The sequence below is a fragment of the Streptomyces sp. CB02056 genome (genome assembly GCF_001905545.1).
GTDB lineage: Bacteria > Actinomycetota > Actinomycetes > Streptomycetales > Streptomycetaceae > Kitasatospora.
The window spans coordinates 108,336-134,123 of record NZ_LIPD01000010.1 but is presented as its reverse complement, the minus strand read 5'-3'; the positions used below and the strand labels follow the sequence as shown (position 1 = coordinate 134,123).

The 25,788-nt window shown below is 74.5% G+C and carries 22 protein-coding genes and 1 pseudogene; 14 read left to right on the top strand and 9 right to left on the bottom strand.

Annotated elements, in window-relative coordinates:
- Window positions 1-548: 548 nt before the first annotated feature.
- Window positions 549-1,187 carry an HAD family hydrolase gene (locus tag AMK13_RS27540; RefSeq protein WP_074004519.1) on the top strand — a complete coding sequence of 213 codons (639 nt, stop codon included), beginning with the start codon at window positions 549-551 and terminating at the stop codon, window positions 1,185-1,187.
- Window positions 1,188-1,325: 138 nt separating this feature from the next.
- On the opposite strand, the gene AMK13_RS27535 is transcribed toward AMK13_RS27540, so the two are convergent.
- The gene (locus AMK13_RS27535; protein ID WP_074004518.1) at window positions 1,326-2,822 is read right to left on the bottom strand and encodes an IMP dehydrogenase; all 1,497 of its coding nucleotides are present in this window, start codon (window positions 2,820-2,822) and stop codon (window positions 1,326-1,328) included.
- Between the two features lie 547 nt (window positions 2,823-3,369).
- Here AMK13_RS27535 and AMK13_RS27530 point away from each other — a divergent pair.
- The 6 genes from AMK13_RS27530 to AMK13_RS41255 all read left to right on the top strand — a co-directional run bounded on the left by AMK13_RS27530 (window position 3,370) and on the right by AMK13_RS41255 (window position 8,838).
- Window positions 3,370-3,558 carry a YegP family protein gene (locus AMK13_RS27530; protein WP_049652112.1) on the top strand — a complete coding sequence of 63 codons (189 nt, stop codon included), beginning with the start codon at window positions 3,370-3,372 and terminating at the stop codon, window positions 3,556-3,558.
- Window positions 3,559-3,756: 198 nt separating this feature from the next.
- Window positions 3,757-4,974, top strand: coding sequence for a glycosyltransferase family 4 protein (locus AMK13_RS27525; RefSeq protein ID WP_079272522.1), 1,218 nt, complete (start codon window positions 3,757-3,759; stop codon window positions 4,972-4,974).
- Window positions 4,971-6,206 (top strand): glycosyltransferase, encoded by a 1,236-nt coding sequence (locus tag AMK13_RS27520; RefSeq protein WP_380717561.1) that lies wholly within the window; start codon window positions 4,971-4,973, stop codon window positions 6,204-6,206. Before AMK13_RS27525 ends, AMK13_RS27520 begins: the two co-directional genes overlap by 4 nt.
- Window positions 6,203-7,087, top strand: a complete 885-nt coding sequence (locus tag AMK13_RS27515; protein ID WP_079272521.1) for a GDSL-type esterase/lipase family protein — start codon at window positions 6,203-6,205, stop codon at window positions 7,085-7,087. Before AMK13_RS27520 ends, AMK13_RS27515 begins: the two co-directional genes overlap by 4 nt.
- Before the next feature lie 134 nt (window positions 7,088-7,221).
- Window positions 7,222-7,569: a VOC family protein gene (locus tag AMK13_RS27510; protein ID WP_049652054.1), complete on the top strand. Its 348-nt coding sequence runs from the start codon at window positions 7,222-7,224 to the stop codon at window positions 7,567-7,569.
- A 108-nt stretch (window positions 7,570-7,677) separates the two neighbouring features.
- Entirely contained in the window at window positions 7,678-8,838 is a 1,161-nt protein-coding gene (locus AMK13_RS41255; protein WP_143204644.1) for an NUDIX hydrolase, read from the top strand.
- Between the two features lie 105 nt (window positions 8,839-8,943).
- On the opposite strand, the gene AMK13_RS27495 is transcribed toward AMK13_RS41255, so the two are convergent.
- From AMK13_RS27495 to AMK13_RS27475, 5 genes are all read right to left on the bottom strand, one after another.
- Entirely contained in the window at window positions 8,944-9,318 is a 375-nt protein-coding gene (locus AMK13_RS27495) for a hypothetical protein (RefSeq protein WP_049652052.1), read from the bottom strand.
- 95 nt (window positions 9,319-9,413) lie between these two features.
- Entirely contained in the window at window positions 9,414-9,809 is a 396-nt protein-coding gene (locus tag AMK13_RS27490) for a roadblock/LC7 domain-containing protein (RefSeq protein WP_310593218.1), read from the bottom strand.
- 82 nt (window positions 9,810-9,891) lie between these two features.
- Complete coding sequence (locus tag AMK13_RS27485; protein ID WP_074004517.1) at window positions 9,892-10,974, bottom strand: hypothetical protein; 1,083 nt, start codon at window positions 10,972-10,974, stop codon at window positions 9,892-9,894.
- 4 nt (window positions 10,975-10,978) lie between these two features.
- Window positions 10,979-11,362, bottom strand: a complete 384-nt coding sequence (locus AMK13_RS27480) for a hypothetical protein (protein WP_074004516.1) — start codon at window positions 11,360-11,362, stop codon at window positions 10,979-10,981.
- A gap of 569 nt (window positions 11,363-11,931) precedes the next feature.
- Entirely contained in the window at window positions 11,932-12,540 is a 609-nt protein-coding gene (locus AMK13_RS27475) for a TetR/AcrR family transcriptional regulator C-terminal domain-containing protein (RefSeq protein ID WP_049652049.1), read from the bottom strand.
- A 206-nt stretch (window positions 12,541-12,746) separates the two neighbouring features.
- On the opposite strand from AMK13_RS27475, the gene AMK13_RS27470 reads away from it, so the two are divergent.
- Together AMK13_RS27470 and AMK13_RS27465 are read left to right on the top strand one after the other, a co-directional pair.
- A complete protein-coding gene (locus AMK13_RS27470) occupies window positions 12,747-14,390 on the top strand; it encodes an amidohydrolase (RefSeq protein WP_074004515.1) in 1,644 nt (547 codons plus the stop codon).
- A 255-nt stretch (window positions 14,391-14,645) separates the two neighbouring features.
- A complete protein-coding gene (locus AMK13_RS27465) occupies window positions 14,646-16,160 on the top strand; it encodes an APC family permease (protein WP_079272519.1) in 1,515 nt (504 codons plus the stop codon).
- A 111-nt stretch (window positions 16,161-16,271) separates the two neighbouring features.
- Here AMK13_RS27465 and AMK13_RS27460 read toward each other — a convergent pair whose 3' ends face one another.
- From AMK13_RS27460 to AMK13_RS27450, 3 genes are all read right to left on the bottom strand, one after another.
- A complete protein-coding gene (locus AMK13_RS27460; protein WP_074004662.1) occupies window positions 16,272-17,279 on the bottom strand; it encodes an MsnO8 family LLM class oxidoreductase in 1,008 nt (335 codons plus the stop codon).
- A 73-nt stretch (window positions 17,280-17,352) separates the two neighbouring features.
- The gene (locus AMK13_RS27455; RefSeq protein WP_198959442.1) at window positions 17,353-17,985 is read right to left on the bottom strand and encodes a DUF2269 domain-containing protein; all 633 of its coding nucleotides are present in this window, start codon (window positions 17,983-17,985) and stop codon (window positions 17,353-17,355) included.
- Window positions 17,986-18,205: 220 nt separating this feature from the next.
- The gene (locus AMK13_RS27450) at window positions 18,206-19,396 is read right to left on the bottom strand and encodes a peptidoglycan-binding protein (RefSeq protein WP_049652047.1); all 1,191 of its coding nucleotides are present in this window, start codon (window positions 19,394-19,396) and stop codon (window positions 18,206-18,208) included.
- 358 nt (window positions 19,397-19,754) lie between these two features.
- Between AMK13_RS27450 and AMK13_RS27445 the strand changes: the two genes are divergently transcribed.
- From AMK13_RS27445 to AMK13_RS27425, 5 genes and pseudogenes are all read left to right on the top strand, one after another.
- Window positions 19,755-21,074 carry a DUF6271 family protein gene (locus AMK13_RS27445; protein WP_074004514.1) on the top strand — a complete coding sequence of 440 codons (1,320 nt, stop codon included), beginning with the start codon at window positions 19,755-19,757 and terminating at the stop codon, window positions 21,072-21,074.
- Complete coding sequence (locus tag AMK13_RS27440) at window positions 21,074-21,571, top strand: GNAT family N-acetyltransferase (RefSeq protein WP_049652045.1); 498 nt, start codon at window positions 21,074-21,076, stop codon at window positions 21,569-21,571. Before AMK13_RS27445 ends, AMK13_RS27440 begins: the two co-directional genes overlap by 1 nt.
- A 143-nt stretch (window positions 21,572-21,714) precedes the next feature.
- On the top strand, window positions 21,715-22,728 hold the full coding sequence (adhP, locus tag AMK13_RS27435) for an alcohol dehydrogenase AdhP (RefSeq protein WP_074004513.1): 1,014 nt from the start codon (window positions 21,715-21,717) through the stop codon (window positions 22,726-22,728).
- Window positions 22,729-22,899: 171 nt separating this feature from the next.
- Window positions 22,900-23,928: a hypothetical protein gene (locus AMK13_RS27430; protein ID WP_143204643.1), complete on the top strand. Its 1,029-nt coding sequence runs from the start codon at window positions 22,900-22,902 to the stop codon at window positions 23,926-23,928.
- Window positions 23,929-24,158: 230 nt separating this feature from the next.
- Window positions 24,159-25,766: pseudogene (locus tag AMK13_RS27425) on the top strand (AMP-binding protein); the annotation flags it as partial.
- Window positions 25,767-25,788 lie beyond the last annotated feature (22 nt).

The following is a 25,788-nucleotide window of genomic DNA, read 5'->3' as shown; positions in this document are numbered from 1 at the left end:
GAAAGGCCTGCTACTGAAAGTGGTTCCGGATTTGCAGAGTGAGGGGGACGATCCGCCATCGTGCCGAAGCGGCCGATGCGCCTGCCCGGGGAAACGGTTCTCCTACGCCGGAAATCTCATCGGCGGGCTCTTCCAGAGCCGGGAGCCCCCTGGGCACGTTCACGCAGCCCGTGGCAGTCGGATCACTGGTCAACACCAGAACTTCATCGGCAAACACAGCCCCCCGGTTGATTCCGCACCGCTAGCTGGCGTGTTCATGACGCTACAGACGAAGCTACATCGCGGGCGACCCCTCGGCAAGATCGCCTGGTCTTTCACCCAGAGGGAAACAGTAATTGACGGTAAGTCAGGCCGAAAATGCCCTGGCCGCACCGGCATTGGCGTCGAAATCATCGGGTCTGCCGGATTGCGGGCGGTTTGCCGGAGTCGGTCGCCTGCGGCTCCCCATGCGCCCGCCGGGAACCCGACCTGTCAACAGGCCTCGGGCCCTCAGGTCTGACGAAGTCTCAAACTTGCTTCGCCACAAGGTTGGTCGGATCATTACTGCCATGAACACGACCGAGAACGCGTCCCCCGCACCCGCACTGACCATAGGGTTCGACCTCGACATGACGCTGGCCGACGGCCGGCCGGGCATCAAGGCGGTGCTGGACATGGTGGCGGCCGAGACGGGGGTCACCATCGACAGCGACCTGGCGATCACCCGCGTCGGCCCGCCGATCGAGGAGGAGCTGGCCAACTGGTTCCCCGCCGACGAGGTGGACGCGGCCGCCGACCGGTACCGGGCGCTGTTCCCCCAATACGGCGCCCCGGTGGGCGAGTTGCTGCCCGGCGCGCTGGAGGCGATCGCCGCCGTCCACCGGCACGGCGGTCGGACGATCGTCGTCACCGGCAAGTTCGAGCCCAACGCCCGGCTGAACCTCGCCGCGCTCGGCATCAAGGTCGACGACGTCTTCGGCTCGGTCTTCGCCGACCGCAAGGGCGCCGTCCTGCGCGAGCAGGGTGCCTCCGTCTACGTCGGCGACCACCTCGGCGACATCACCGGGGCGCGGGCCGGCGGCGCCCTCGCGGTGACCGTGGCCACCGGGCCGTTCACCGCGGACCAACTGCGCGAGGCGGGTGCCGACGTCGTCCTGAAGGACCTGACCGAGTTCCCGGGGTGGCTCGACGCCCACCTCGCCGGCTGACGGCACCGGACCCGCGGGTGGTCGAGCCTCCGGCTCTCGATCACCCGCGGGTCCGGTCATGCACGGGCCCGGTCGCCCGCGGAGCCCTTCAGCGGGGTTCCGCCTCCCGAGCCGCGTCGCGACCGCTCACGCCGTTGCTCAGGCGACCGTCCCGGAGGTGTCCCGCAGGGTGACGCTCGCGTGGCTCTCCTGGAAGCTCTGCTCGGACACCAGGGTCAGCCGCGCGGAGGACTGGAACTCCGGCAGCGTCACGGAACCGCAGGAGACCATGGTGGACTTGATCTTCGCCATGGTGGTGGCCAGGCCCTCGTTGAGGTCGCCGGCGTAGGGAACGTAGCCGTCGACCCCCTCCTCGAAGACCAGTCCCTGACCGCCCTGGCCGTAGCGCTGCCAGTTGCGGGCACGGTTGGAGCCCTCGCCCCAGTACTCCTTGACGAAGCCGTCCCTGGTCGGGACCTTCGCGCCGGGCGCCTGGTCGAAGCGGGCGAAGTACCGCCCCATCATGACGAAGTCCGCGCCCATCGCCAGCGCCAGGGCCACGTGGTAGTCCTCCACCAGGCCGCCGTCGGAGCAGAGCGGCACGTAGTCGCCGGTGCGCTCCAGGAAGGCGTCCCGGGCGGCGGCGACGTCGAGGACGGCGCTGGCCTGGCCCCGGCCGATGCCCTTCTGGTCGCGCGTGATGCAGATGGAGCCGCCGCCCACACCGATCTTCACGAAGTCGGCGCCGGCCTCGGCGAGGAACGTGAACGCCTCGCCGTCCACCACGTTGCCGCCGCCGATCGGGATCTCCGGGTAGTTCTTCTTCGTCCAGGTCAGCGCCTCCGCCTGCCAGTCGCTATAGCCGTCGGACGAGTCGAAGCACAGGACGTCCGCGCCCGCCTCCAACAGGGCCGGAACCCGCTCGCGGTAGTCGTGGGTGTTGACGCCCGCGCCCACGCGCAGGCGCTTGCCGCCGTCCACGACCTGGTTCGGGAAGCGCTTGTTGTCCGCGTAGTCGGACCGGAACACCAGGTGCTGGAGGTGTCCCTCTCCGTCCAGCACCGGGAGGCAGTCCAGCCGCTCCTCCCACAGCCTCGCGTTCGCCTCGGAGAGGGTGACGTCGCCGCCCGCGTGGGGCAGCTCGCCGAGGGGGGTCATCCGGCCGCTGACGGGGCCGTCGAGGTCGTGCCGCTGGGGGTGGAAGTCGCGCGAGGTCACCAGGCCGAGCAGGCGCCCGGTCGCGGTCCCGTCGTGGGTGACGGCGGCGGTGCTGTGGCCGGTCCGGCGCATCACCGCGACCAGGTCGCGGAGGGTGTCGTCGGGCCGGACGTTGGTGTCGCTGGTGACGAAACCGGCCTTGAAGTTCTTCACCTTCCGGACGGCCGCCGCCTGTTCCTCGACCGGCTGGTTGTGGTGGATGAAGCTCAGACCGCCGTTGCGGGCCAGCGCGATCGCGAGCTCCGGGGAGCTGACCGCCTGCATGATCGCCGACACGAACGGGGCGTGCAGCTCGATCGCCGAGGCCTCGCCCACCCGGTGCCGCACCAGGGGCGTCCGGAGATCAACAGCCGCGGGCCCGCAGTCGGTCCGAGTCCGGTTCGGGAGCAGCAGGTACTCGTTGAACGTCCGCGACACCTCGGCGATGATCTGTGCCATGCATTCCTCCTGATCCCGAGCGGGCGGCGCCGGTCGGCCCGACCGCGAAGACCGCGCCCGTGCCCGACGGCTCGACCGGTCAGGTTCACGGACGGGCACGGCGGAGCTCCGCCCCACCAGGGCGCGCATCCTGACCGGGCCTCAGGTGCGAGGCGCGGCAGTTGACTACGCACCTTATCGACTGCCCGACTTGTTGACGAATCACCGTCATCGCCGTCGGCGGCTCCCGAGGAGCGGTGCGCCCGACGGTACGGACACGGAGAACCGAGGTGTCGTCAAAGACACTTGACGACGCGGACGGCTCCGGTCGGGCGGCGGACCCCGGGCCGGAGACTCCACGCGCGGGTGGGGCGGGACCGGCCCGTCGCGTCCGCAGCGTGGGCCGTTCGCCTGCTCGCCCGGTCGCCCGGCGGGGCCCGGGAGCGCGGCCGGTCGGCGACGCCGCGCGGCGGTGTGACCCGAACGGGTCCGGTCGGCGGGCGGCGTGGTGGGGTGGGCCCTAGGTTGCGGTGCCAGGGGGTCATCCGAGCGGAAGGCTGTATCTGGCATGGCCGGGAAATTCGAACTGTACGTGGACGAGGGCGGCATGCACCGGTTCCGGCTCAAGGCGAGCAACGGGACGATCGTGGTGACCGGCGACCCGCAGGAGAGCAAGGACGACTGCCTGAGGAGCATCGCGTCGATCCGCAAGCTCGCGCCGTACGCGGAACTCAAGGAGACCGCCGGGTCGGTGTGACGGTCCGGGCCCCGACGCACGGGACGGTGTGACGGGCCGGGACGCGGGACGGTGTGACAGGCCGGGATCCGACGCACGGGACGGCGTGGCGGGCCCGGCTCCGGAGCGCGGGTCGGCGGTGCAAATCGCCGACCCGCGTTCGCCTCTACGACAGATCCCTTTGGCCGGGTGCACGCCGGACGCGGACAGAACACTGGCATGCGCGTCGTCATCGTCACCGAATCCTTCCCGCCCGAGGTCAACGGAGTCGCCCACAGCGTGCTGCGGACGGCCGAGCACCTGGTCCGCCGGGGCCACCGGCCCCTTGTCGTCACCCCCTCGCCGGCGCGGGGCGCCGAGTGCCCGCCGGAGACCTTCGGCGGCGGCGCGGCGCCGGAGATTCCCGTGGTGCGCATCCCGTCGGTGCCGCTGCCGGGATACCCCCAGGTACGGATCGCCCTGCCCAGTCGGCAGCTGGCGGCCGCCGTCGCCGGACACCGGCCGGACCTCGTCCACCTGGCCAGCCCGTTCGTGCTCGGCGCGCGCGGGATGCAGGTCGCGGCGCGGCTCGGGGTGCCCGCCGTCGCCGTCTACCAGACCGATCTGGCCGGGTACGCGCACGCCTACCGGGCCGGGCGGGGGCTCGGGGAGGCCGCCGCCTGGCGGCGGATCCGGGCCGTGCACCGCGCGGCCGCCCGTACCCTGGCGCCCTCCACCCCCGCCGCCCAGGACCTCACCGCGCACGGGGTGCCGAGGGTGCAGCTGTGGCCGCGCGGAGTGGACTCGGTGCGGTTCCATCCCCGGCACCGGGACGAGGCGCTGCACCGGGCGCTGGCCCCGGGCGGGGAGGTGCTGGTCGGGTACGTCGGACGGCTGGCGCCGGAGAAGCGGGTCGACCTGCTGGCGGCGGCCTCGGCGCTGCCCGGGGTACGGGTGGTGGTCGTCGGGGACGGCCCCTCGGCGCCCGGGCTGAAGGCCTCGATGCCGGGCGCCGTGTTCCTCGGCCGGCGCACCGGGGACGAGCTCGCGCGCTGCTTCGCCACCCTGGACGTCTTCGTGCACACCGGTCCGCTGGAGACCTTCTGTCAGACCATCCAGGAGGCGATGGCCAGCGGCGTGCCGGTGATCGGCCCCGCGGCGGGCGGCCCGCTGGACCTGGTCGCCCACCACCGCACCGGCCTGCTGGTGCCGCCCCGGGACGCCGCCGCGGTGGCCCGGGCGGTCGCCGAGCTGGCCGCCGACCCGGCACGGCGGGCCGGGTACGGGCAGGCCGGGCGCGCCGAGGTGACCGCGCGCACCTGGGAGGCGGTCGGGGACCTGCTGCTGCGGCACTACGCCGAGGTGCTGGCGGAGCACCGCGGAGTGCGGCTGCCGTCCGCCGCCCCGGCGTCGGCCGCGCCGGTGGCGCCCGCCCTGTCGGAGGAGCTGCCGGCATGAGCTCCGTTCCCGACGGCGGGGCGCCTACGGCCGGCGCCTCGCCGATCGCCGGTGAGGCTCCGATGGCCGGCGAGGCGCTGACGATCGTCCGGCTCGCCAACTTCGTCACCCCGGTCTCCGGCGGTCTGCGCACCGCGCTGCGCCACCTCGGTGCCGGGTACCGGGCGGCCGGGCACCGTCCGGTGCTGATCGTCCCCGGGGAGCGGCGCTCCGAGGAGGAGACCGAGCAGGGCGTGGTGGTCACCCTGCCCGGCCCGGTGCTGCCGGCCAGCGGCGGCTACCGGCTGCTCACCGACCGGCGGGCCGTCGCCGCCGAGCTGACCAGGTTCTCCCCCGACCGGCTGGAGGTGTCCGACCGCACCACGCTGCGCTGGACCGGCGCCTGGGCGCGGCGGCACGGCGTGCGCTCGGTGATGGTCTCGCACGAGAGCGCCGCCGGCCTGCTGCGCACCTGGGGCCTGCCCGGTCCGCTGGCGGGCGCGACGGCCGACCGGTTCAACGCGGCCACCGCCCGCGCCTACGACTCGGTGCTCTGCACCACCGACTGGGCGGCGGCGGAGTTCCGGCGGATCGGCACCCCGAACCTGGTCCGGGCCCCGCTGGGGGTGGACCTCGACGCGATGCGCCCGCTGCCGCCGACCGCACGGGCGGCCGAGCGGGCCCGGTACGCCGCTCCGGACGAGACGCTGCTGGTGCTCTGCTCCCGGCTCTCGGCGGAGAAGCGGCCCGAGCGGGCGATCGAGGCGCTGGCCGTCCTGCGGGCCCGGCGGCGGCCCGCGGTGCTGGTGGTGGCCGGCACCGGCCCGCTGCGGGACCGGCTGGCGGCGCGGGCCGCGCGGCTGCGGCTGCCGGTGCGCTTCCTCGGGCACCTGGGCGGGCGGGCGGAGCTGGCCCGACTGCTGGGCTGTGCGGACGTGGTGCTCGCGCCCGGCCCGGTGGAGACCTTCGGGCTGGCCGCGATGGAGTCACTGGCCTGCGGGACCCCGGTGGTGGTCAGCCGCTCCTCCGCGCTGCCCGGCCTGGTCGGGCTCGCCGGGGTGGCGGCCGTCGACACCGGCGACGGATTCGCCTCCGCCGTACGGCAGTTGCTGGGTCGGCCGGAGGAGCTGCGACGGGCCTCCGCCCGGGCCCAGGCCGAGCGGTACGGCTGGCCGGCGGCGGTGGCGGCGTTCCTTGCGGCGCACGGTGTACGCGACGACGAGGCGGTGGACGGAGGTCGGAGGTCAGGATGAGCATGCTGGAGGCCGGGCGTGGCCGGGCCGCGGAAGAACGCCCCACGGCCGGCGAGCTGCTGCGCTTCGTCGCCCTCGGGGACTCGCTCACGGAGGGGGTCGGGGACCAGGTCGGCGAGGGCTGGCGCGGCTGGGCCGCCGTCCTCGCCCACGCGCTGCCGCCCGAGGGTCGGGACGTCGAGTTCACCAACCTGGCGTACAGCGGGGCGCTCACCACGGAATTGACGACACGTCAGTTACCGGGCGCGCTGGCTCTGCGGCCGCAGCTCGCGGCGGTGGTGGTCGGCGGCAACGACACCCTGCGCTCGGGCTTCGACATCCGGCGCGCCACCCTGGAACTGGACGCCACGATGGGGGAACTGTCCGGCCACGGCGCCAGGCTGCTGACCGCCTGCCTGCCCGACCCGGGCAGCCTGCTCCGGCTCCCGGCGCCGCTCGCCCGTCCCCTGGCGCGCCGGATGCGGGCGGTCAACACCGTGGTGCACGCCCTCACCGAACGCCACCGGGCGGTGCACCTGCACATCGCCGAGCTGCCGTGGCTCACGGAGCGCCGGCTGCTGAGCGTCGACCGCCTGCACCCCAGCGCCGAGGGCCACCACCTGATCGCCCGGCGCTTCCACGACCTGCTCACCGAGGCCGGCCACCCCCTCGGCCCGCCCCCGACCGCCGCTCCCGCCGAACCACCTCCGGGCCTGGCCGCCGACCTCTGGTGGATGGCCACCCGGGGCACCCGCTGGCTCGCCGCCCGCAGCACCGACCTCCTGCCGGGCCTGCTCGCACTGGCCGCCGCGGAGGGCGTCGCCCGCCTGCGCGGCGGGAGCCGGCGGCACGACGAGCAGATGGCCCGGGCCGCGGCGCAGGCCCTCGCCTCGCTGGGGTGAGGAGCGCGCCGGGGTGGCGGGGACGGCGAAGGCGGTGGAACCGGGGACTGTTGCGGAAGTGCGCGCGGCGGCGGGAGTGGCGTAGTACTTGTGGAGGGTCTCGGAGGCATTCCCGTTCTTGTCTGGAGTCGTCGATGTCCGTTCGCCGTGTCGTGCCCAACATCCGGTCGGAGGCCGCGCAGGAGAGCCGGGAGTTCTACGGCCTGCTGGGCTTCGAGGAGGTCATGAACCACGGCTGGATCATGACGCTCGCCTCCCCGTCCAGTCCGGCGGCGCAGGTCAGCTTCATGACCGGCGACAGGACCGCGCCGGTCACCCCCGACCTGAGCGTCGAGGTCGACGACGTGGACGCGGCCTACGCGGCCGTGCTGGCCGGCGGTGCGGAGATCGTCCACCCCTTGCAGGACGAGGAGTGGGGCGTACGGCGGTTCTTCGTCCGCGACCCCAACGGCCGTGTGGTCAACGTCCTGGGCCACCGCTGACACCGCCGCTCCCCCACGACCGGGGACGGTGCCGGTCACGGCCGGGATCGGCGGGGCCGCTCGGCGGGAACCATCGGGGTGGCCCGGGTTGTCGTGTCCGGGGAGAGCGTGACGGAGGGAGTCGGGGTGGAGAGCTCGGGCGCGGTGGGCCGGGACGTCATGGCGGCGGCGGGGGTGCTGTTCTCCGACGGGGCGGGGCGGCTGCTGGTGGTGCGGCTGCCGTACGACCGGAAGCACCCGGTGGCGATCCCGGGCGGCGGGTGGGAGCCGACGGACCGGTCGCCGAGGGAGACCGCCCTGCGGGAGATCCGGGAGGAGCTGGGCTTCACGCCCCGGCTGGGGCCGCTGGCCGGCGTGGACTGGGCGCTGCTGCGCGAGGGCGACCGGCCGATCGTCGTGTACCTCTACTGGGCCGAGCCGCTGACGGCGGAGCAGGTGGCGGCGTTCCGGCCGGACACGGCGGAGGTCGGCGGCTGGACCTGGCTGACGGCGGAGCAGGCCGGACACGCCCTGCCACCACGGCTGTCCCGCCGGGTGACGGCCTGTCTGCGGGCGCCGGGCGACACCGGGCCACTGGAGCTGGAGGACAGCCGGCCGGTCGGCCACACGCTCGGGCGGTTGCCCGCCGACGCGCCGGTGCCCGAGTACGCCGGGCTGGCCGCCGCACCGGGGCTGACGCCGTCCGCCGAGGAGCCGCCGGAACCCTCGCAGCCGCCGATGGACCGGGCGACCTACTACGCCACCCGGCCGCGCATCCGGACCAAGGCGCGGGCACTGTTCACCGACGCCGCCGGCCGGGTGCTGCTGGTGCGGCTGCGGCCGTGGGACGGGCCGCTCGGGCAGGTGCCGCACTGGACGCTGCCGGGCGGCGGGGTCGAGGCGGACCGGGAGATGCCCCGGGCGGCCGCCCGGCGGGAAATCCGCGAGGAGCTCGGCTGGGACGTGGAACCGGGGCCACTGCTGGCGCTGGACTGGCAGCCGGGGGCGGCGGCCGACCCGGAGGCGGACCCGGCGACCGGCCGGGACACCGCCGTCCTGGTGTACGTGTTCGACGGGGGCACGGTGACGGAGCGGATGCTCGGCTCCCTCGTGCTGCCGGAGGACGAACTGGTCGAGTGGCGGCTCTGCGACCCGGCCGAGGCGCGGGCACTGCTGACCGGCCCGTCCTGGGACCGTACGGCCGCCGCGCTGGCCGCCCGGGAACGGTCGGGCGGACCGGTCGAGCTGGTGCGCGGGCGGGGCGTCGGGCCGGACCTGCCGCAGGGGTGAGGCCGGGTGGACGGAACCCGGCGGGGCGTGAGCCACCGCCGGGGCCTCGTCCGCTTCCTCGCACGTCGGGCGCGGTGGGCCGGCGCGGCGCTTCGGGGCGCCGCGTCAGACCTCCAGCTCGGCCTCGATCCGGCCCAGCTGGTGGCGGGCCATCGCGAGGTTGGCGCGCGCCTTGTCCAGCGCGAGGTAGAGGAACAGGCCCTTGCCGGTACGGCCGGTGAGCGGGCGGATCAGGTGGTACTGGCTGGTCAGGGTGATCAGGATGTCCTCGATCCCGTCCTGGAGGCCGAGCATGTCCATGGTGCGCATCTTGGCGCGGACCACGTCGGTGTTGCCGGCGGCGGCGACGTTGAGGTCCAGGCCGCCGGGGCCGTCGAGGGTGGCCAGCGCCATGCCGCTGTTGTAGTCCACCAGGGCCGCGCCGATGGCGCCCTCGATGCTGGTCATGGCCTGCTTGAGCGCGCCGGCTGCGTCGGTCATCTGGGTAACTCCCGTTCTTTGGTGGGTGGTTCGGTGGCGGGTGGTGCGGTTTCAGGCGGTGCGGTTTCAGGCGGTGCGGTGGTCTGGTGGCGCGGTCAGCCCGCGTCGCGCGGGTCCTTGGGCACGAGGGCGTCGTTGAGCAGCTCGGCGATGCGCTGCGCGCTACGGCGGGCCTCCAGGTGCAGCCGGCCGACGTTGACGTCGGGGTGCGCCAGCAGCGTCAGCACGCAGCTGCCGCCGGCCGCGTAGGTGGCGACGTAGCCGTTCTCGCCGCGCACCAGCGACTCGCGGAACTCGCCCTGGCCGGTGGTGTCGGCGAGCCGCTGGGCCAGCGAGAGCGAGGCCGCCGTCATCGCGGCCAGACCCGAGGGCTCGGTGCCGTGGGTGTCGTGCGCGATCAACAGGCCGTCCACGCTGGCGACCAGACCACCCGCGAGGTGCGGGACGCGGTGTTTGACGGCGCGCAGTTCGGCGAGCAACTCGGTCTCCAAGGCGATCAGTTGTCTCCTTCCGACACGCTGCTTGAGTGCCCGCCTCATGGCCGGAACGACGGGGTCGCGGGCGGGGAATGGGTCAAAGTCGGGCCTCCAGAAGGTCTCGGACCCGGGTCAGCAGCGCGATGTCCGGGTCGGGGACGGTCAGCGGGTGGGCCGCTGCCGTGGTGGGCGGGCGTTCTGATCGCGTGGGGGCGTCGGTCCCGGCGTCGGTCCCGGCGGGGGTGCCGCCGGCGGGGGTGCCGGTACGGGCTGCGGCGGGGTCGGCCGCGACCGGGGCTCCGGGGAGTCCGGCACCCCGGAGGCTGGCGCCGGGGACCCTGCGGTGCAGCCCTCCGGCCGGTCCGCTCGTGACCGGTGGGGGAACTTCGGCTGCCGGTACGGCCGTTGGCGACACCTCGGGCACCTGGGCCGCCGTCGGCACCTCGAACGGGCGCGGTACGTCGGCTGGCAACGGCGCGTCCAGCAGCCCGGCGGCGGCGAGCCGTCGGACGTCGGCCGTCACGCCGAAACCGGAGCGGCCGAGCAGCCGGGCCAGGTCGGCCGGGGTCCTGCGGCCGTCGGCGTGGTCCAGCAGCTCGCGGCGCCGACGGCCGGGCGGGCGGTGGGAGGCTCGGCGGACGTGCTCGACCGGGCGGACGGGCGCGGTGTCGAGCTGCCCCCACGGCCAGATCCCGTCGAGCAGTTGCCGACGGCGTGCGACCTCGCGACGGATCCGGGCCGGGTCGACGTCCGCGACCGGTCCGAGCCAGTGCCGGGCGTCGGCCTCGAACCGCCAGACTCCGCCGCCCGGGTCGGCGAGGACGAAGAACGAGGCGTCGAACAGCGTTCCCAGGTGGCCGAGTTCGAGCTCTCCCCGGGTGAGCAGCCGCCGTTCGACGAGCGCCTCACCGACCCTCGACCGAGGTCCGTGGATCCGGAGCAGCTCCGCCCAGCCCTCGGGGGTGATCCGGCCGCAGCCGATGAGCAGGTCGGCCAGGCCGGGGGCCCGGGAGGACTGGGCGGCGGCCACCCGCCCGTCGACCAGGTGGAGGCTGCCGAGCGGTCCGTGCAGGGCGCCGGTGGCGCGACGGTCGGCGAGCAGGGCGAGCGCCTCGCCCGGGGTCCTCGGGGTGGCGGCCCCCGCCCAGGGCGGCGGCGCGGTGCCGGTCGCGGCGGTCACGCGCTCACCCCAGCACCAGTTCGTCGGTCAGCGCCTGGAGGCGGAAGCGGGCGGCGGCGAGGTTGCCCTCCGCGCGGTCCAGCCAGAGGTGCAGCACGAGCCTGTTGTCGAAGACGGTGTCGATGAAGCGGATCAGGTGGTAGCTGCGGCCGGCGGTGACGATGATGTCCTCCAGCGGGGCCCGCCGGTCCTCCGTCACGGTGAAGGTCTGGCTCTCAACGGCCGCCCGCACCAGGTCGGTTGCCTCGGCGGCGGAGGTTTCGTGCTCTCCGGTCGGGCTGTCCCCGAGGCTGCCGAGGGCGAGCCCGCTGCTCCAGTCGACCAGGCTCGCGGCGCGGGCCCCGGGGATCGCCATCGCTCCGGAGAGGCATTCGTCGATACCGGGCACACCGGCTCCTTCGCGGGGTCTGGGCGGCCGGACGCAGCGCGGCGCCGACCGGTTCACCACCAGCAGTGGCTAGTTCGACACGGAAGGCTACTGCCGGATTCCATCGGACGAACATTCCGATGGCATATTCACACCGGCAACGGCCAGTTCCGGCCAAGAATTGACGATGCATCAGGCCGGGAGGGGAGGTGACGCCACTGGTGGGCCAGGGCGGTTGGAGCGCCGTTCACCGGCCGCCTGGCACGGGACCTTGGCCGATACCGGGCCGTGCCGGAGGGTTTCGTCATCGAAAGTGCGATAAGAGGACGAGCCCATGGAGCGCGAACACGCCGAAGGGGCCCGTTCCGTTGGACGGAACGAGCCCCTTCGATGGGAGCGCCAGGCCCGGATCGCACGGACTCTCCCTACTGAAAGTAGGGCGTGCTCTGGTAGCACCGCTGACGCCTGTTCGAGATTCGTTTCCCGGAAGGTCACTTCCTCTCGACGGGAAGAACACTAGCAGGCCATCACGCCTGGTCAGAAATCGCGGCCGGGGAGCCGCCAGGCACTGCCGGGCCGGCCGGTGCCGGTCAGCCCAGCAGCGCCCGGTAGCCCCCGATCAGGGCGGTGAGCCCGAGTTCGAAGGCCCGGTCCGCGCGCTCGCGCCCGACGGGGACGGCGTCCAGGGCGTCGGCCAACCTCGGGGTGGCGGCGCGGTCGACGGCGTCGACCATGACGTCCGGGGCGACCAGGTCCAGCGCCGAGCCCAGGATGAAGCTCTCCAGGGCGGTGATCAGGCCCATCACGTCCTGCGCGGCGAAGCCCGCGTCCTCCAGGGTGGCGACGGCCCGCTCGTACAGCTCGTGCATGAACGATTCGGCAAGCGGCGCGGTGGCGAGCAGCCGGACGATGCCGGGGTGTTCGGCGAAGGCGTCCCGGTAGGCGTGCGCCCAGGTGCGCAGCGCGGCGTCCCAGGGCTGGTCCCACATCGACTGCTCGCCGATCGTGCGCACCAGCTCGGCGCGCATCAGAGCGACGATCTCGGCCCGGCCGGCCACGTGGTGGTAGAGCGCGGAGGGGCTGACCTTGAGCGCACCGGCCAGCGCGGGGATGGTGAGGTCCCCCGCCTCGTCGACCAGCCGGAGCGCGGTGTCCACGATGCGCTGCCGGTCCAGCAGGGGTGTGCGCGGCCTGGGCATGCCCGGTTCCTCACCTTCGGGGCCGCCGGGCGGCCCGTCGGCCCCCGACAGACCAAGATCGTCGTTATCCAAGCGTTATTGAACGGCTTTCAGTAAAACCCTTCCGCACCCGCCGGTGCCGCGCCTACGGTAACCGAACCCCATTCGGTTAGGCAGGCCGCGCACCCGTCGGCCCGCCCTGCCCCGGAGAGGACGCACACCCCCGTATGCGTGCCGAAACGATCTTCACCGGCGGCCGGATCCACACCGGAGACCCCGCCCTCCCCCGCACCCACGCCCTCGCCGTCAGCGCGGGGCGGATCGCCGCCCTCGGCGACGCCGCCCTCGCCCTGCGCGACGAAGGCACCGAGACCGTCGACCTCGACGGCGGCGCCCTGCTGCCCTCCTTCGGCGACGGCCACGTCCACCCGCTGCTCGGCGCCATCGGCCTGCGCGGCGTGCCCGTCCGCGACTGCACCAGCGTGGAGCAGGTCGTGGCGGCCGTCCGCGACTGGGCGCGGCGCCACCCCGAGGCCGAGTGGATCACCGGCGACGCCGTGGATCCGTCACTGGCCGAGGGCGGGCTGTTCGACGCCCGGCTGCTCGACGCCGCCGTACCGGACCGGCCGGTGCTGCTGCGCACCATGGACCACCACACCGGCTGGGCCAACAGCGAGGCGCTGCGCCGGGCCGGGTACGGGCCGGACACGCCCCAGCCGGTCGGCGGCGAGATCGTCCGACGGCCGGACGGCAGCCCGCTCGGCACCCTGCGCGAGTTCGGTGCGCTGAACCCCGTCCTCGCGCTCGTCCCGCCGCGGCCACTGGCCGAACAGGTCGCCGCGCTGCGGGAGACCACCGCCGCGCTCGCCGCCGCCGGACTCACCTGGCTCCAGGACGCCTGGGTCGAACCCGCGCAGGTGGACACCTGGCTGGCGGCCGTCGCCGAGCAGGACCTGCCGGTCCGGGCCGGACTCGCCCTGCTGCTCGAACCGGACGGCTGGCGCGGGCGGCTCCCCCGCCTGGCCGCCGACCGCGACCGGGTCGAGGCCGCCGGGCGCGGGCGGCTCAGCGCGCGGGCGGTCAAGTTCTTCGCCGACGGCGTCATCGAGTCCGGCACGGCCGCGCTGCTGGAGCCGTACAGCGACTGCCCGCACTCCCACGGCGTCGCCAACTGGACCGGCGCCGAGCTGGCGGAGGCCGTCACCGCCGTGGACGCGCTGGGCTTCCAGCCGCACATCCACGCGATCGGAGACCACGGCGTACGGATCGCGCTGGACGCCGTCGAGGCCGCCGCCCGCCGCAACGGGCCGCGCGCCCGCCGGCCGGTGATCGCACACGTCCAGCTGGTCCACCCGGACGACCTGCCGCGGTTCGCCGAACTCGGGGTGATCGCCAACTTCGAACCGCTGTGGGCGCAGACCGACCCGCTGATGACCGAGCTCACCCTGCCCCGGATCGGCCCGGACCGCGGCTCCCGGCAGTACCAGATCGCCGCCCTGCTGCGCGGCGGCACCCGGGTCTCCTTCGGCAGCGACTGGCCGGTCACCCGCTACGAGCCGCTCGCCGGGCTGGCCACCGCCGTCACCCGGCAGACGCCGGACGGGCTGCCGGACGGCGGCTGGCTGCCCGAGGAGCGGATCGGGCTCACCGAGGCGCTGGCGGCGTACTCGGCGGGCGTGGCGCACCAGGCCTTCGAGGAGACCGAGTGGGGCGTGCTGCGGCCGGGCCTGCGGGCCGACCTGGTGCACCTGGCCACCGATCCGTACGCGGTGCCGGCCGGTGAGCTGGCCTCGATCGAGGTGGCCGGCACCTGGCTCGGCGGACGGCGCACCCACGGTGGGCCGCCCGGCGGCGACCGCTCGACGCGCTGAGGCGCGCCCCGGCTGTCCGGCTGTCCGGCTGCGGCCGGTCCGGCTTGTTTGGCTTGTCCGGCCTGTCTGGCTTGTCCGGCTGCGGCTCGACGCGCTGAGACGTCCTGGCCGCCCCGCCGCCCCGCCCGGACGGATGTCCCGACCGGTTCCGGCCGTCCCCCACGGCGTCCGTGCCTCGTTCCCCGGTCGGCGGCCGACGCGTCCGCGCCGCCGACCGCCCTACCCTCGTACCCACGACCCCAGGAGAGCTCCCCCATGACCCTGCCCTCCGACGCGGCCTCCCCCGCCGCACTCCGTCCCCCCGACCCCGGCGCCCCTTCCACCCCCACCTCCCCCGGCACCGCTGGCGGGCTGGAGCGCGGGGTGCTCGGCACCGGCGACATCGTCTTCTTCGTCGTGGCCGCCGCCGCGCCGCTGACCGTGATGGCCGGCGTGGCGCCGTTCGCCATCTCCTTCAGCGGCATCGGCGCGCCGGTCGCCTACCTGGCCACTGGCGTGGTGCTGGCGCTCTTCGCGGTCGGCTTCACCACCATGACCGCGCACATCCGCAACGCCGGCGCCTTCTACGCCTACGTCACCCGCGGCCTCGGCCGGGCGGCCGGGCTGGGCGCGGCACTGCTCGCGGTGCTCTCGTACAACGCGATCCAGATCGGCATGTTCGGCGCCTTCGGGTTCTTCGCCCACACCACGGCCGAGGACCTGCTCGGGCTGGACCTGCCCTGGCCGGTCTGGGCGCTGCTCGGGGTCGCGGTGGTCTGGTTCCTCGGCTTCCGCTCGATAGACCTCGGGGCCAAGGTGCTCGGGGCGCTGCTGATCGCCGAGACCGGCATCCTGCTGGTGCTCGCGGTGGCGGTGCTGGTCAAGGGCGGGGCGCACGGGCTGAGCCTGTCCTCGTTCGCCCCGGAGCACGTGTTCTCCGGCGGGATGGGCGGGGTGCTCGGCCTCTCCTTCGCCGCCTTCATCGGCTTCGAGGCGACCGCGATCTACCGTGAGGAGGCCCGGCAGCCGCAGCGGACCGTGCCGCGCGCGACCTACGCCGCGATCGTCTTCCTCGGCCTCTTCTACACCTTCGTCACCTGGATGATCGTGCAGGCCTTCGGCGACACCGGGGCCGTCGCGACCGCCACCGCCGACCCGGCCGGGATGTTCTTCACCGCGATGACCGACTACGTCGGCGGCTGGGCGACGGACGTGCAGCGGGTGCTGATCGTCACCAGCCTGCTCGCGGCGCTGCTCGCCTTCCACAACACCATCACCCGGTACGGCTACGCGCTGGCCACCGAGCAGGCAGCCCCGGCCGTGCTGGGCCGGGTCCACCCGCGGCACGGTTCGCCGTGGATCGGCGGCATCGTGCAGTCGGTGGTGGCGGCGGTGGCCGTCGGGGTGGCCGCGCTGATCGGGGCGGACCCGTACAACCAGTTCTTCCTCTGGGCGAACTCCCCCGGGGTGGTCGGGATCCTGGTGCTCCAGGCGCTGGCCGGTCTGGCCGTGTTCGCCTTCTTCCGCCGCAACCGGGCGGCCGCCGCGAGCGCCGGGGCGTTCCGTACGGTCGTGGCGCCGCTGGCCGCCACCGTGCTGCTGTGCGGGGCCACCGCGCTGGTGGTGTGGCGGCTCGACCTGTTCACCGGCGCCGGCCCGGAGGTCAACTGGCCGCTGGTCGCGATCGTGCCGGTGGTGTTCCTGACCGGCGTCGGGATCGCCCTGCGGCTGCGGGCCCGCCGGCCGGAGGTGTACGCGCGGCTCGGGACGACCGAGGTCGACGCGGGCTGAGCGGTAGCGCCGGGCAGCGGGAGGGGAGCAGCGAGCGCCGGGCAGCCGGCGAGGCCCGGCCCGGACCGGTGACGGCTCCGCCTCCTCCGGGCCCGCTCAGGCCCGGCCCGCTCAGGCCCGGCCGACGGCCTCGGCGAGGAGCCGGTAGGAGTCCAGCAGCGCGGCGCGGTCGTAGGTACTGGTGGTGACCAGGAACTCGTCCGCCCCGCTGCGCTCCACCAGCGCCAGCAGCTCGGCGGCGGCCTGCTCCGGGGTGCCCGCGATGTGCCCCTTGAGCGACTGCTCGTACGCGGCCCGCTCCCGGACGGTCATCTCCCGGGCGAGGATCTCCGCCGCCGGGGCCAGGGGCGGGAACTCGCCGTGGGTACGGGAGTACGCGCCGGACCAGGCCTCCGGGACGAGCAGCTCGCGCGCCCGCTCGGCCGTCTCGGCGACCGCCACCGTGCCCGAGACCACCACGTACGGCTCAGCGGCGTGCGCCGAGGGGCGGAACCGGTCGCGGTAGCGGTCGATCGCCGCGAGCATCCGGTCCTCCCCGTGCGGGGCGGCGATCACCAGCGGCAGCCCGGCGTCGGCGGCCAGGTCGGCGCCCGCACCGGTGGCCAGGACGAAGGCCGGGACGTGCAGGCCCTCGGCCGGCCGGGCGTGGACCCCGCGGTGCGCCTGCTGCGAGCCGTCGAAGTAGCCGAGCAGTTCGGCCAGCTGGGCACCGAACTCGTCCGCTGCGCCCTTCTCGCGCCCGAGCGCCCGCCGGACGCCGTCGGTGAAGCCCACCGAGCGCCCGAGCCCCATGTCGATCCGCCCCGGGAACAGCGCGGCCAGCACCCCGAACTGCTCGGCCACCACCAGCGGCTGATGGTTGGGCAGCATCACCCCGCCGGTGCCGACCCGGATCCGGGAAGTGGCCGCCGCCACCGCCGCGGCGAGCACGGTGGGCGCCGACCCGGCCACCCCCGGCACGCCGTGGTGCTCGGAGACCCAGAACCGGTGGTAGCCGAGCCGCTCCGCCTCGCGGGCGAAGGCCACCGTGTCCCGCAGTGCCCGGGCCGGCTCCTCACCCTGTCTGGTCCGGGAGCGGTCGAGCACGGAGATCCTGGTCGTGGACGCGGCGCTGGTCACGTCGGTGCACAACGCCCTCCCTCCGCGCGGGCATTCCCCGGGCGGCGCCGGGCCGGGGCCGGCGGCCGACCGGTCAGGCGCCCGCCCCGGGTATTCGGCCCCGGCGGGCGTCCGCGTCCGCGGCACCGGCCTTGGTCTTCCGGCGGCCCCAGGGCTTGTACACCGACAGGACCACGGTGAACAGGTAGAGCGACAGCGCCACCGCCGGGACGATCACCGTGTTGTACCGGACGAAGCCGAGGTCCGCCGCCGTGATCGGGCCGGTCGGGTGCGCGTCCACCACCCGCACCGCGTCGTGCAGCCGGTCGCTGAGCGCGAAGACGGAGGCCGCCATCGCCCCCAGCGTCAGCCAGAACTTGGTACTCACCCAGTAGTACCGGAACAGCCCCCAGGAGGTGCCGAGCCCGAGCGCCACCCCGCTCAGGAAGGTGAGCAGGCTCAGCGGCAGGATCAGCACGTCGCCGAGCAGGCCCATCGCCCGGTAGGCGGTGCGCAGCCGGTCGGCGTCGCCGGCGCCCACGGCCGTCAGCGCCGTCACCGCCAGGGTGAGCAGGCAGAGCATCAGCGCCAGCCAGCTCACCGAGGCGGTGATGTGCAGGACGACCAGGCGTTTGCGCGCCGCCGGTGTCAGGCGGCGGCCCGCGGACCGCCGCCTGACACCGGACGCCGGTTCGGACGCCGTGACGGCGCCGGTGGGCGAGCGCACGGGGTACCTCCTTCGAGTCGGGGCCACGAGGACGGCCCCAGGCTCTCCCGTCCGATCCTCATCGGGCATCTGACGGTGGAAGTAACCTCGCCTACTCCCCGGCGAGTACACGCACCGGGCGACAGCCGGAGCGCTCCTCCCCGAGGAGCAGCACGGAACAGCGGGGAGCAGCCGGAGACAGCGGGCAACAGCCCCGACCGCGGTGCCCCCGGAGCCGGCCTCAGTCGGTCACCGCGAACCCCTGCGCCGCGCCCAGCTGCTGCAGCGAGGCCTGGCCGGGGATCCCGTCCGCCGCCCCCGCCTGGTACCCGCAGCGCCGCTGCCAGGCCGCGTACGCGGAGACCGTCCGGGTGCCGAACGAGCCGTCCACCCACCGCTGGTCGAGCAGCCCCTCGTCGGCGAGCGCCTGCTCCACGATGGCCACCTCGGACCCGTACGTCAGGTGCCCCTGCGCGGCCCCCGGGTCGGTCCCGGCGGCCGCGACCACATGGGACACCGAGACCGTCCGTTGCCCGGGCAGGTAGCCGAGCAGCCGGCGCAGCGAGCTCTCCCCCGGGACGCCGTCCGCCGCCTGCCCGGCGTAGCCCAGACTCCCCTGGTAGTCCGCGTAGTTCTCGGTGTCCGCGTCCGTCCAGTTCGGGCCGGGGCCGGAGCGGTAGTGGTCGCCGAAACCGTGCGCGACCAGCGCCCGCCCGACCACCGTCACCTGGTAGCCCTGGGCGCCGTAGCCGTACGGCAGGCCGTTGATGCTGACCTGGTAGCGGGCGGTCGTGACCGGGGGCACCGGCTGCTGCTGGGGCGGGATGCCCGGGGAGCCGGGCCCGGCCGTGAGGTCGGGCCAGGAGCCGGGGTCGGTGTGGTCGTTGTACGGCACGTGGGCGTGCGCGTACCAGCCGCCGAGGGCCTCCCAGGTCCGCTCGTCGCGGTGGCCGGAGAAGTCGGTCGGCCGGCCCATCGGCCAGATGTCGGGCACGCCCCAGGAGGAGATCCAGGCGTGGATCCGGTCCCAGCCCGCGCACGGGGTGTCGACCAGGCGCGGGTAGACGGCGCCCTGGTAGCGGCAGTAGGGGAAGAACACCGCCTCGATCTGGATCACCACCCGCCCGGCCCGGTTGGTGCGGGTGGGGCTCTGGCTGGGGCTGAGCAGGCTCTTCGAGCGGGAGTCGGCCGGGAACAGCTGCGCCGTGCGGCCGCTGAACGGGTCCCAGACCAGGTGCGGCGCGTCGCCGGCGCCGCTGCCGGTGAAGTAGCCGACCAGGTCCTCGTAGGAGCACCAGTCCTGCGGCGCGGCGGCGGTCGCGTTGCGGTCCCAGGTGATGTGGGCGATGGCCTTCGGCGGGTACTGCTGATCGGTCGGCGCGTGGTCGCCGAGGTCGTGGATCTCGGCACCGGGCAGCCACAGTTCGGGCATCGTGGGCTCCTCCGAACGGCGTGAGGGCATCACCTCCGGTATCGGCAGGCAGGGGTCACGGATTGACCCCGACGGCGCAAAACCCCGGCAATGAACCCCCCGCACCCGTCCGGCCGTTCGACTCAGCGAGGGCTCTTCGTCCTCGCGTGCGATTCGGGCGCCCGTGCGGGGACGGCCGGTCGTACGGAAGGGGGCGCATTCCACCCCGTCGGGGCGCCGCTGTCAATCGTTGACTTCACAAGTGGTCTAGTCCACGGTGGTCCGGCAGACCGGCCCGAGCCGCCGTCCGGGGTCCCCCTGTGCGCTCAACTGGCAATCACTGCACCGAATCTGACGATCCGATGGAGAAACCCGCACCATGCAAAGAGTCTGCCTCGCCCTGCCCACCATGCGGTCCTGCCCCGACACCATCGCGGAACTCGCCGAGGAGGCGGCCTACGCCGTCGCGACCTTCGGGGTCGAGGTGCACCTGCTCGTCCTCGACACCACCGACGCCGTCGCCTTCGCGGAGAACGCGGGCGCCGTGGCCGCGCTGGAGCCCACCCCCGGCGTGGTCGTCCACCACCTCGGCGAGGCGCGGCAGCGGGAGTTCCTGCGCCGGGTGGCCGAGCGCTCCGGCGCCGCCGACCCCGAACTGCTGCTCGACATGATGCTGCCGCCGGCCGTCGCGTACGGCTCCTGCGTCAACCGGCTCTTCCTCGGCGCGGCCGCCCTGGGCTGCACCTCGGCGCACCTGCGCAACGACGACGCCGACTTCCAGGTCGTCGACGGCCGGAAGGTCTTCCCGATCCACCACGAGCTGCTCTCGATCGGCCGGCCGGCCGGCGAGGCGGCGGCCGTCGTGTCCCGCTCCGAGCTCGACCCGGCCGACGCGGACAAGCCTGTGATGCTGGTCAGCGGCTCCTTCATCGGCGAACTCAACGTGGACATCAGCGAGATCCACGAGCTGGACCCGGCCGTCTACCGCGAGGTGGTGCGCCTGTGGACCCCGCCGGTGTGGTCGGAGGAGGAGCAGGACGCGATGGTGGACGTCTCCTTCAAGGGCGCCGGCTCCGAGCCGTTCACCACCGACGAGTCCGTCCTCGGCGTGCCCGACATCTGGGACGTCTACATGTGCAACATCGCCCTGGACCACCGGGCCTACGAGGTGCTGCCGCTGCTGCCCTCGATCGAGACGATCGGCAGCGACTACGCCCTGCTGCACGCCATGGTCCACTCCCGGCTGCCCGGCGTCGTCCACAACCGGCACATCGTCAACTACTACACGCCCGAGCGCCGCACCGGCTCCGGCTTCGTCAACTACCAGCTGCGGTTCGTCAAGTTCCTGCTCTCGATGCTGTACCTGTACCCGGTCTACGGCGGCATGATCGACCTCGGCCGCGGGCTGCTGGACGAGCGGCACGGGCTGAAGGTCGAGCCGCTCCTCGACCTGGTGCGCGGCAGCGTCGACTGGGACCGGGCCGGGAACGAGCACTGCCTGGACGTCCTGGACCGCTCCTACCGCAAGCTGGGCGGCAAGTACGCCGAGCTCGCGGACGTGGTGGCCGAGCGGCGGCAGCAGCTGCTGGACGAGGCGCGGGCGGACGCCGAGCGCTGGGCGGTGCTGGTGGAGGCCTGGGCGGCACTGGTGGCCGCCTCCCGCGCCGAGGGGCTCGGCGCCTCGGAGGTTCCGGCCTAGTGGGCGAGGACCTCCGGATCCGGCTCCTGGCCGACGGCGACTGGGACGCCGTGGTCGCGCTGGAGTACGACGCCTACGCGGCCGACGGCCTGTCGGAGGGCCGGGAGGCGCTGCAGTCCCGCGCCCTCGGCTCGCCGGAGACCTGCTTCGTGCTGGAGCAGGGCGGCACGGTCCGCGGCTACCTGCTGAGCCTGCCGTACCCGCCGCTGCGCTGCCCGGACCTCGCCCGGGCGGAGGACGCGGTGCACGAGTCGGGCAACCTGCACGTGCACGACCTGGTGATCGCCGAGGACCTGCGCGGCCGGGAGGTCGCGCTGGGGTTCATCCGGCACTTCCGGGAGCGGGCGGAGGAGCTGGGCTTCGAGCGGATCTCGATGGTCGCGGTGCGCGGGGCGGACATCCTGCTGCGGCTGCTCGGCTACCGCGCGCACCGGGAGGTGGCGGTCCCCGCGTCCTACGGGCGACGCGCCGTCTACATGTCGATGCCGGTGCGCTGACCTGCGGGGATACCTGGCCCCATGCCCACTCTTTTGGCCTAGTCCGGACGGCGAAGATCACCCCATCGGGTGAAGCTGGTGGCGGCTGCGCCCGCGCGCGCGGCCGCCGGCAGCACCCGTCCGTACGCCCGAGGGAGAAGCGCATGAAGGCCGCCGTCGTCCACGACTTCACCGCACCGCTGGCCGTCGAGGACCGCCCCCTACCGAAGCCCGCCGCGCACCAGGTCCGGGTCCGGATCGAGGCCTCCGGCCTCTGCCACACCGACATCCACGCCGCCCACGGCGACTGGCCGGTCAAGCCCAGCCCGCCGTTCGTCCCCGGGCACGAGGGCGTCGGCATCGTCGAGGCGGCCGGCGACCAGGTCCGGCACGTCCGGGTGGGCGAACGGGTCGCCATCCCCTGGCTCGCGGACGCCTGCGGGCGCTGCGACCACTGCGTCTCCGGCTGGGAGACGCTCTGCCTCCAGCAGCACAACAGCGGCTACTCGGTGGACGGCGCCTACGCGGAGTACGCGCTCGCGCACGGCGACTACGTCGTCCCCGTCCCGGACGGCATCGACCCGCTGGACGCCGCCCCGCTGTCCTGCGCGGGCGTCACCACCTACAAGGCGCTCAAGGTCTCTGACGCCCGGCCCGGCACCCGGGTGCTGGTCTCCGGCATCGGCGGGCTCGGCCACCTGGCCCTCCAGTACGCCCGGATCTTCGGCGCCGAGACCATCGCCGTCGACGTCACCGACGACAAGCTCGCCCTGGCCCGCGAGCTCGGCGCCGACCACGTCCTGGACGCCCGCACCCAGGACGTCGCGGCCGAGGTCCAGGCCCTGGGCGGCGCCCACGCCTCGATCGCCCTCGCCGTCAGCAACGCCTCCTTCCAGGCGGCCTACGGCGCCCTGCGCCGCGGCGGCACCCTCGTCCTGGTCGCCCTCCCGGCCGAGGGCAGGCTCGAACTCCCGGTCTTCGAGACGGTGCTGAACGGCACCAAGGTGATCGGCTCGATCGTCGGCACCCGCGAGGACCTCGCCGAGGTCTTCCGCCTGCACGCCCTCGGCCGCACCCGGGTGATCCGCGAGACCCGCCGGCTGGAGGACGTGAACGCCTGCTTCGACGAGGTCCTGAGCGGCAAGGTCTCCGCCCGCCTGGTCTTCGACCTGCGCTGACACCCCCGGCACGGGCCGGGTCGGCCGACGGGCCGCGCCCGGCTACGTCCGGATCGCGTCTCAGTCGCGTCTCCGTTCGGTTCGGCATGGGTACGAACCGGGCCCCGGTCCGGGATCGTGGGGGCAACCACTCGTGCGGCAAGGGGAGTTGCCATGGGGGACGGCCGGGGCTTGGCACCGGATGCGGTGGCGGCGCTGCTGGGCGACGGGCCGCACCGGGCGGTGGCGGAGGTCGTCCGGGCGCGGTTGCGGACGGTGCCGGAGGGGGCCCGGGCGCTGACGGCGGCGGAGGCGAGCCCGGGGGACGCGCGGGCACGGGTGCTGCTGACCGCCGCCGTCGACCACCTGCTGGCCGCGGACCCGGCGTTCGCGCGGTACCTCGCCACCACCGGGCTCGGGAAGCCGGCCGACCCGCCGACCGTCCAGCTGCGGAGCGAGCCCGGCACCGTGCAACTGCGGGTCGGACCACCGTCCACGCCGCCGCCGGCGAGCCCGGCCACCGTCCAGCTGCGGCTCGACCCGGGGGCCGCCCGCGCCCGGACGCTCGCCGCCCGGCGGAGCGGCACCGGCATCGTGGTGGCGCTCGCCCTGGTGCTGATCGCCGCGCTGGTCGCGATTGGCATCCACCTGGGCTCGCGTCCGCTGCTGAAGCCGGGCGGGCCCGGACTGGCGCACGCCGCACCGCCGCTGGGCGACCCGGCGCTGGTCCGGGCGGTGCTGCCCGACGCGCGGGCGCTGCCGGGCGGCTGGCAGGTGCGGCGGGAGCCGACGGCGGGGACCGCCCGGGGCGGCGGGCTGCCGTGCCTGCTCCCGGACTCCTGCGACCTTCAACTCGCCTCCGCCACCGTGACCTTCGGTTCGGCCTCGGCGCAGACCGTGGAGTTCGGCGTGGCCTCCTTCGCCTCCCCCGAGGCCGCCGCCCGCGCCTTCGACCACACGCTCGACCGGACCGCCGGCACCGAACCGGCGGCGGCCGTCCCGCGGATCGGCGACCAGAGCGCCGTCCGCGTCCAGGGCTCCTCGTCGGCGGTGGCACTGGCCAGGGTCGGCAGCGTGCTGCTCGTCGTGCGCGAGGAGGGGTCGGGCGACCAGCTCACCGGGCCCGCGTTCACCGGCCTCGCCGAGCTGGTCGCCGAGCGTGCCCGGCAGGCGCAGGAGGGCCGCACGCCCGATGCCGCCGCGGACGGCGCGAGCAGCTGACGGTCCGGTCCCGTCGAGGCGCTCCGGGACGGCCGGTTGCCGCCCGTCCCGGACCGCGGACCCGAGCGGGGAGCCGGGCGACAACGGGGACCAGGAGCCAGGGAGCACCGGAGGCGCCGGGGGGAGCGCCACCAGGGCCGTCGCCCGAATGCGTGTATCGCTCTCTTGACTGGCGTCACCGAAGCGCCATACTGGCCTCACTCCCCGCTCGCACAACGAGGTGCCCGCCCATGGAGCTCTCACCCTCGGCGCACGTGGACACGTTCTGTCGAGACCACCTCCCGCCCTTCGAGCAGTGGCCCGAACTCCTCTTCGAAATCCCGGAGTTGGCCTACCCCGACCGCCTGAACTGCGCCGCCGCCCTACTCGACGACACCATCGAACGCCTCGGCCCGGACCGCCGCTGCCTGCTCACCCCCACCGGGAGCTGGACCTACGGCGAACTGCGCGGCCACACCGACCGGATCGCCCGCCTGCTGACCGAGGACCTCGGCCTCGTCCCCGGCAACCGGGTCCTGCTGCGCGGCCCCAACACCCCCTGGCTGGCAGCCTGTTGGCTCGGCGTGCTGAAGGCCGGCGGGGTGGCCGTCACCACCATGCCACTGCTGCGCGCCGCCGAGCTGACCGAGCTCACCGGCATCGCCCGGCCCGCCCTCGCCCTGTGCGACCACCGCTTCCTCGACGAGCTGGACCGGGCCCGGACTCCCGGGCTGCGGGTTCTCCCCTACGGCGGCCCCGGCCCCGAGGACCTCACCGCCCGCTGCGCCGCCAAGCCCGCCGGCTTCCCCGCCGTCCCGACCGCCGCCGACGACGTCGCGCTGATCGCCTTCACCTCCGGCACCACCGGCCGCCCCAAGGCCACCCTGCACTTCCACCGCGACGTGCTCGCCATCGCCGACACCTTCTCCCGCCACCTGCTCCACCCCACCCCCGAGGACCTCTTCACCGGCACCCCGCCGCTCGGCTTCACCTTCGGCCTCGGCGGCCTGCTGGTCTTCCCGCTGCGGGCGGGCGCCGCCGGCCTGCTGCTGGAGCAGGCCACCCCCGAGCAGCTCGCCGAACAGGTCCGCCGGCACCGGGTGAGCGTGCTGTTCACCGCGCCGACCGCCTACCGGGCGATCCTGGCCGCCGGGCTGGCCGACCGGCTGGCCGGGGTGCGGCACTGCGTCTCGGCCGGCGAGCCGCTGCCCGCCGCCGTCTGGCAGGCCTTCCACACGGCCACCGGACAGCGGCTGATCGACGGCATCGGCGCCACCGAGCTGCTGCACGTGTTCGTCTCGGCCGCCGGCCGGGACATCCGCCCCGGCTCCACCGGCCGGCCCGTCCCCGGCTTCCGGGCCGCGGTCCTGGACGGGCAGGGCCGCCCGGTGCCGGACGGCGAGCCCGGGATGCTCGCCGTCAAGGGCCCGACCGGCTGCCGCTACCTGGACGACGAGCGCCAGCTGGACTACGTCCGCGGCGGCTGGAACCTCACCGGCGACACCTACGTCCGGGACGGCGACGGCTACTTCTGGTTCCGGGCCCGCAACGACGACATGATCGTCTCCTCCGGCTACAACATCGCCGGGCCCGAGGTGGAACAGGCGCTCGCCGCCCACCCCGACGTGGCCGACTGCGCGGTGGTCGGCGCGCCGGACGAGCGGCGCGGCGCGGTGGTCAAGGCGTACGTGGTGCTGCGCGCGGGCGTACCGGCCGGGCCCGAGACGGCCCGCGCGCTCCAGGAGCACGTCAAGCGCGCCATCGCGCCCTACAAGTACCCGCGGGCGGTCGAGTTCGTGCCCGAGCTGCCGCGCACCGCGACCGGCAAGCTGCACCGCGCCGAGCTGCGCCGACGGGCCGCCCTGACCCCGGCCAGCGTCA

What these genes read in the sequence shown, in the direction of transcription:
- AMK13_RS27540 (WP_074004519.1), top strand. Translation starts at nt 549, where the DNA reads ATGAACACGACCGAGAACGCGTCCCCCGCACCCGCACTGACCATAGGG.
- AMK13_RS27535 (WP_074004518.1), bottom strand. Translation starts at nt 2,822, where the DNA reads ATGGCACAGATCATCGCCGAGGTGTCGCGGACGTTCAACGAGTACCTG.
- AMK13_RS27530 (WP_049652112.1), top strand. Translation starts at nt 3,370, where the DNA reads ATGGCCGGGAAATTCGAACTGTACGTGGACGAGGGCGGCATGCACCGG.
- AMK13_RS27525 (WP_079272522.1), top strand. Translation starts at nt 3,757, where the DNA reads ATGCGCGTCGTCATCGTCACCGAATCCTTCCCGCCCGAGGTCAACGGA.
- AMK13_RS27520 (WP_380717561.1), top strand. Translation starts at nt 4,971, where the DNA reads ATGAGCTCCGTTCCCGACGGCGGGGCGCCTACGGCCGGCGCCTCGCCG.
- AMK13_RS27515 (WP_079272521.1), top strand. Translation starts at nt 6,203, where the DNA reads ATGAGCATGCTGGAGGCCGGGCGTGGCCGGGCCGCGGAAGAACGCCCC.
- AMK13_RS27510 (WP_049652054.1), top strand. Translation starts at nt 7,222, where the DNA reads ATGTCCGTTCGCCGTGTCGTGCCCAACATCCGGTCGGAGGCCGCGCAG.
- AMK13_RS27495 (WP_049652052.1), bottom strand. Translation starts at nt 9,318, where the DNA reads ATGACCGACGCAGCCGGCGCGCTCAAGCAGGCCATGACCAGCATCGAG.
- AMK13_RS27475 (WP_049652049.1), bottom strand. Translation starts at nt 12,540, where the DNA reads ATGCCCAGGCCGCGCACACCCCTGCTGGACCGGCAGCGCATCGTGGAC.
- AMK13_RS27470 (WP_074004515.1), top strand. Translation starts at nt 12,747, where the DNA reads ATGCGTGCCGAAACGATCTTCACCGGCGGCCGGATCCACACCGGAGAC.
- AMK13_RS27465 (WP_079272519.1), top strand. Translation starts at nt 14,646, where the DNA reads ATGACCCTGCCCTCCGACGCGGCCTCCCCCGCCGCACTCCGTCCCCCC.
- AMK13_RS27450 (WP_049652047.1), bottom strand. Translation starts at nt 19,396, where the DNA reads ATGCCCGAACTGTGGCTGCCCGGTGCCGAGATCCACGACCTCGGCGAC.
- AMK13_RS27445 (WP_074004514.1), top strand. Translation starts at nt 19,755, where the DNA reads ATGCAAAGAGTCTGCCTCGCCCTGCCCACCATGCGGTCCTGCCCCGAC.
- adhP (WP_074004513.1), top strand. Translation starts at nt 21,715, where the DNA reads ATGAAGGCCGCCGTCGTCCACGACTTCACCGCACCGCTGGCCGTCGAG.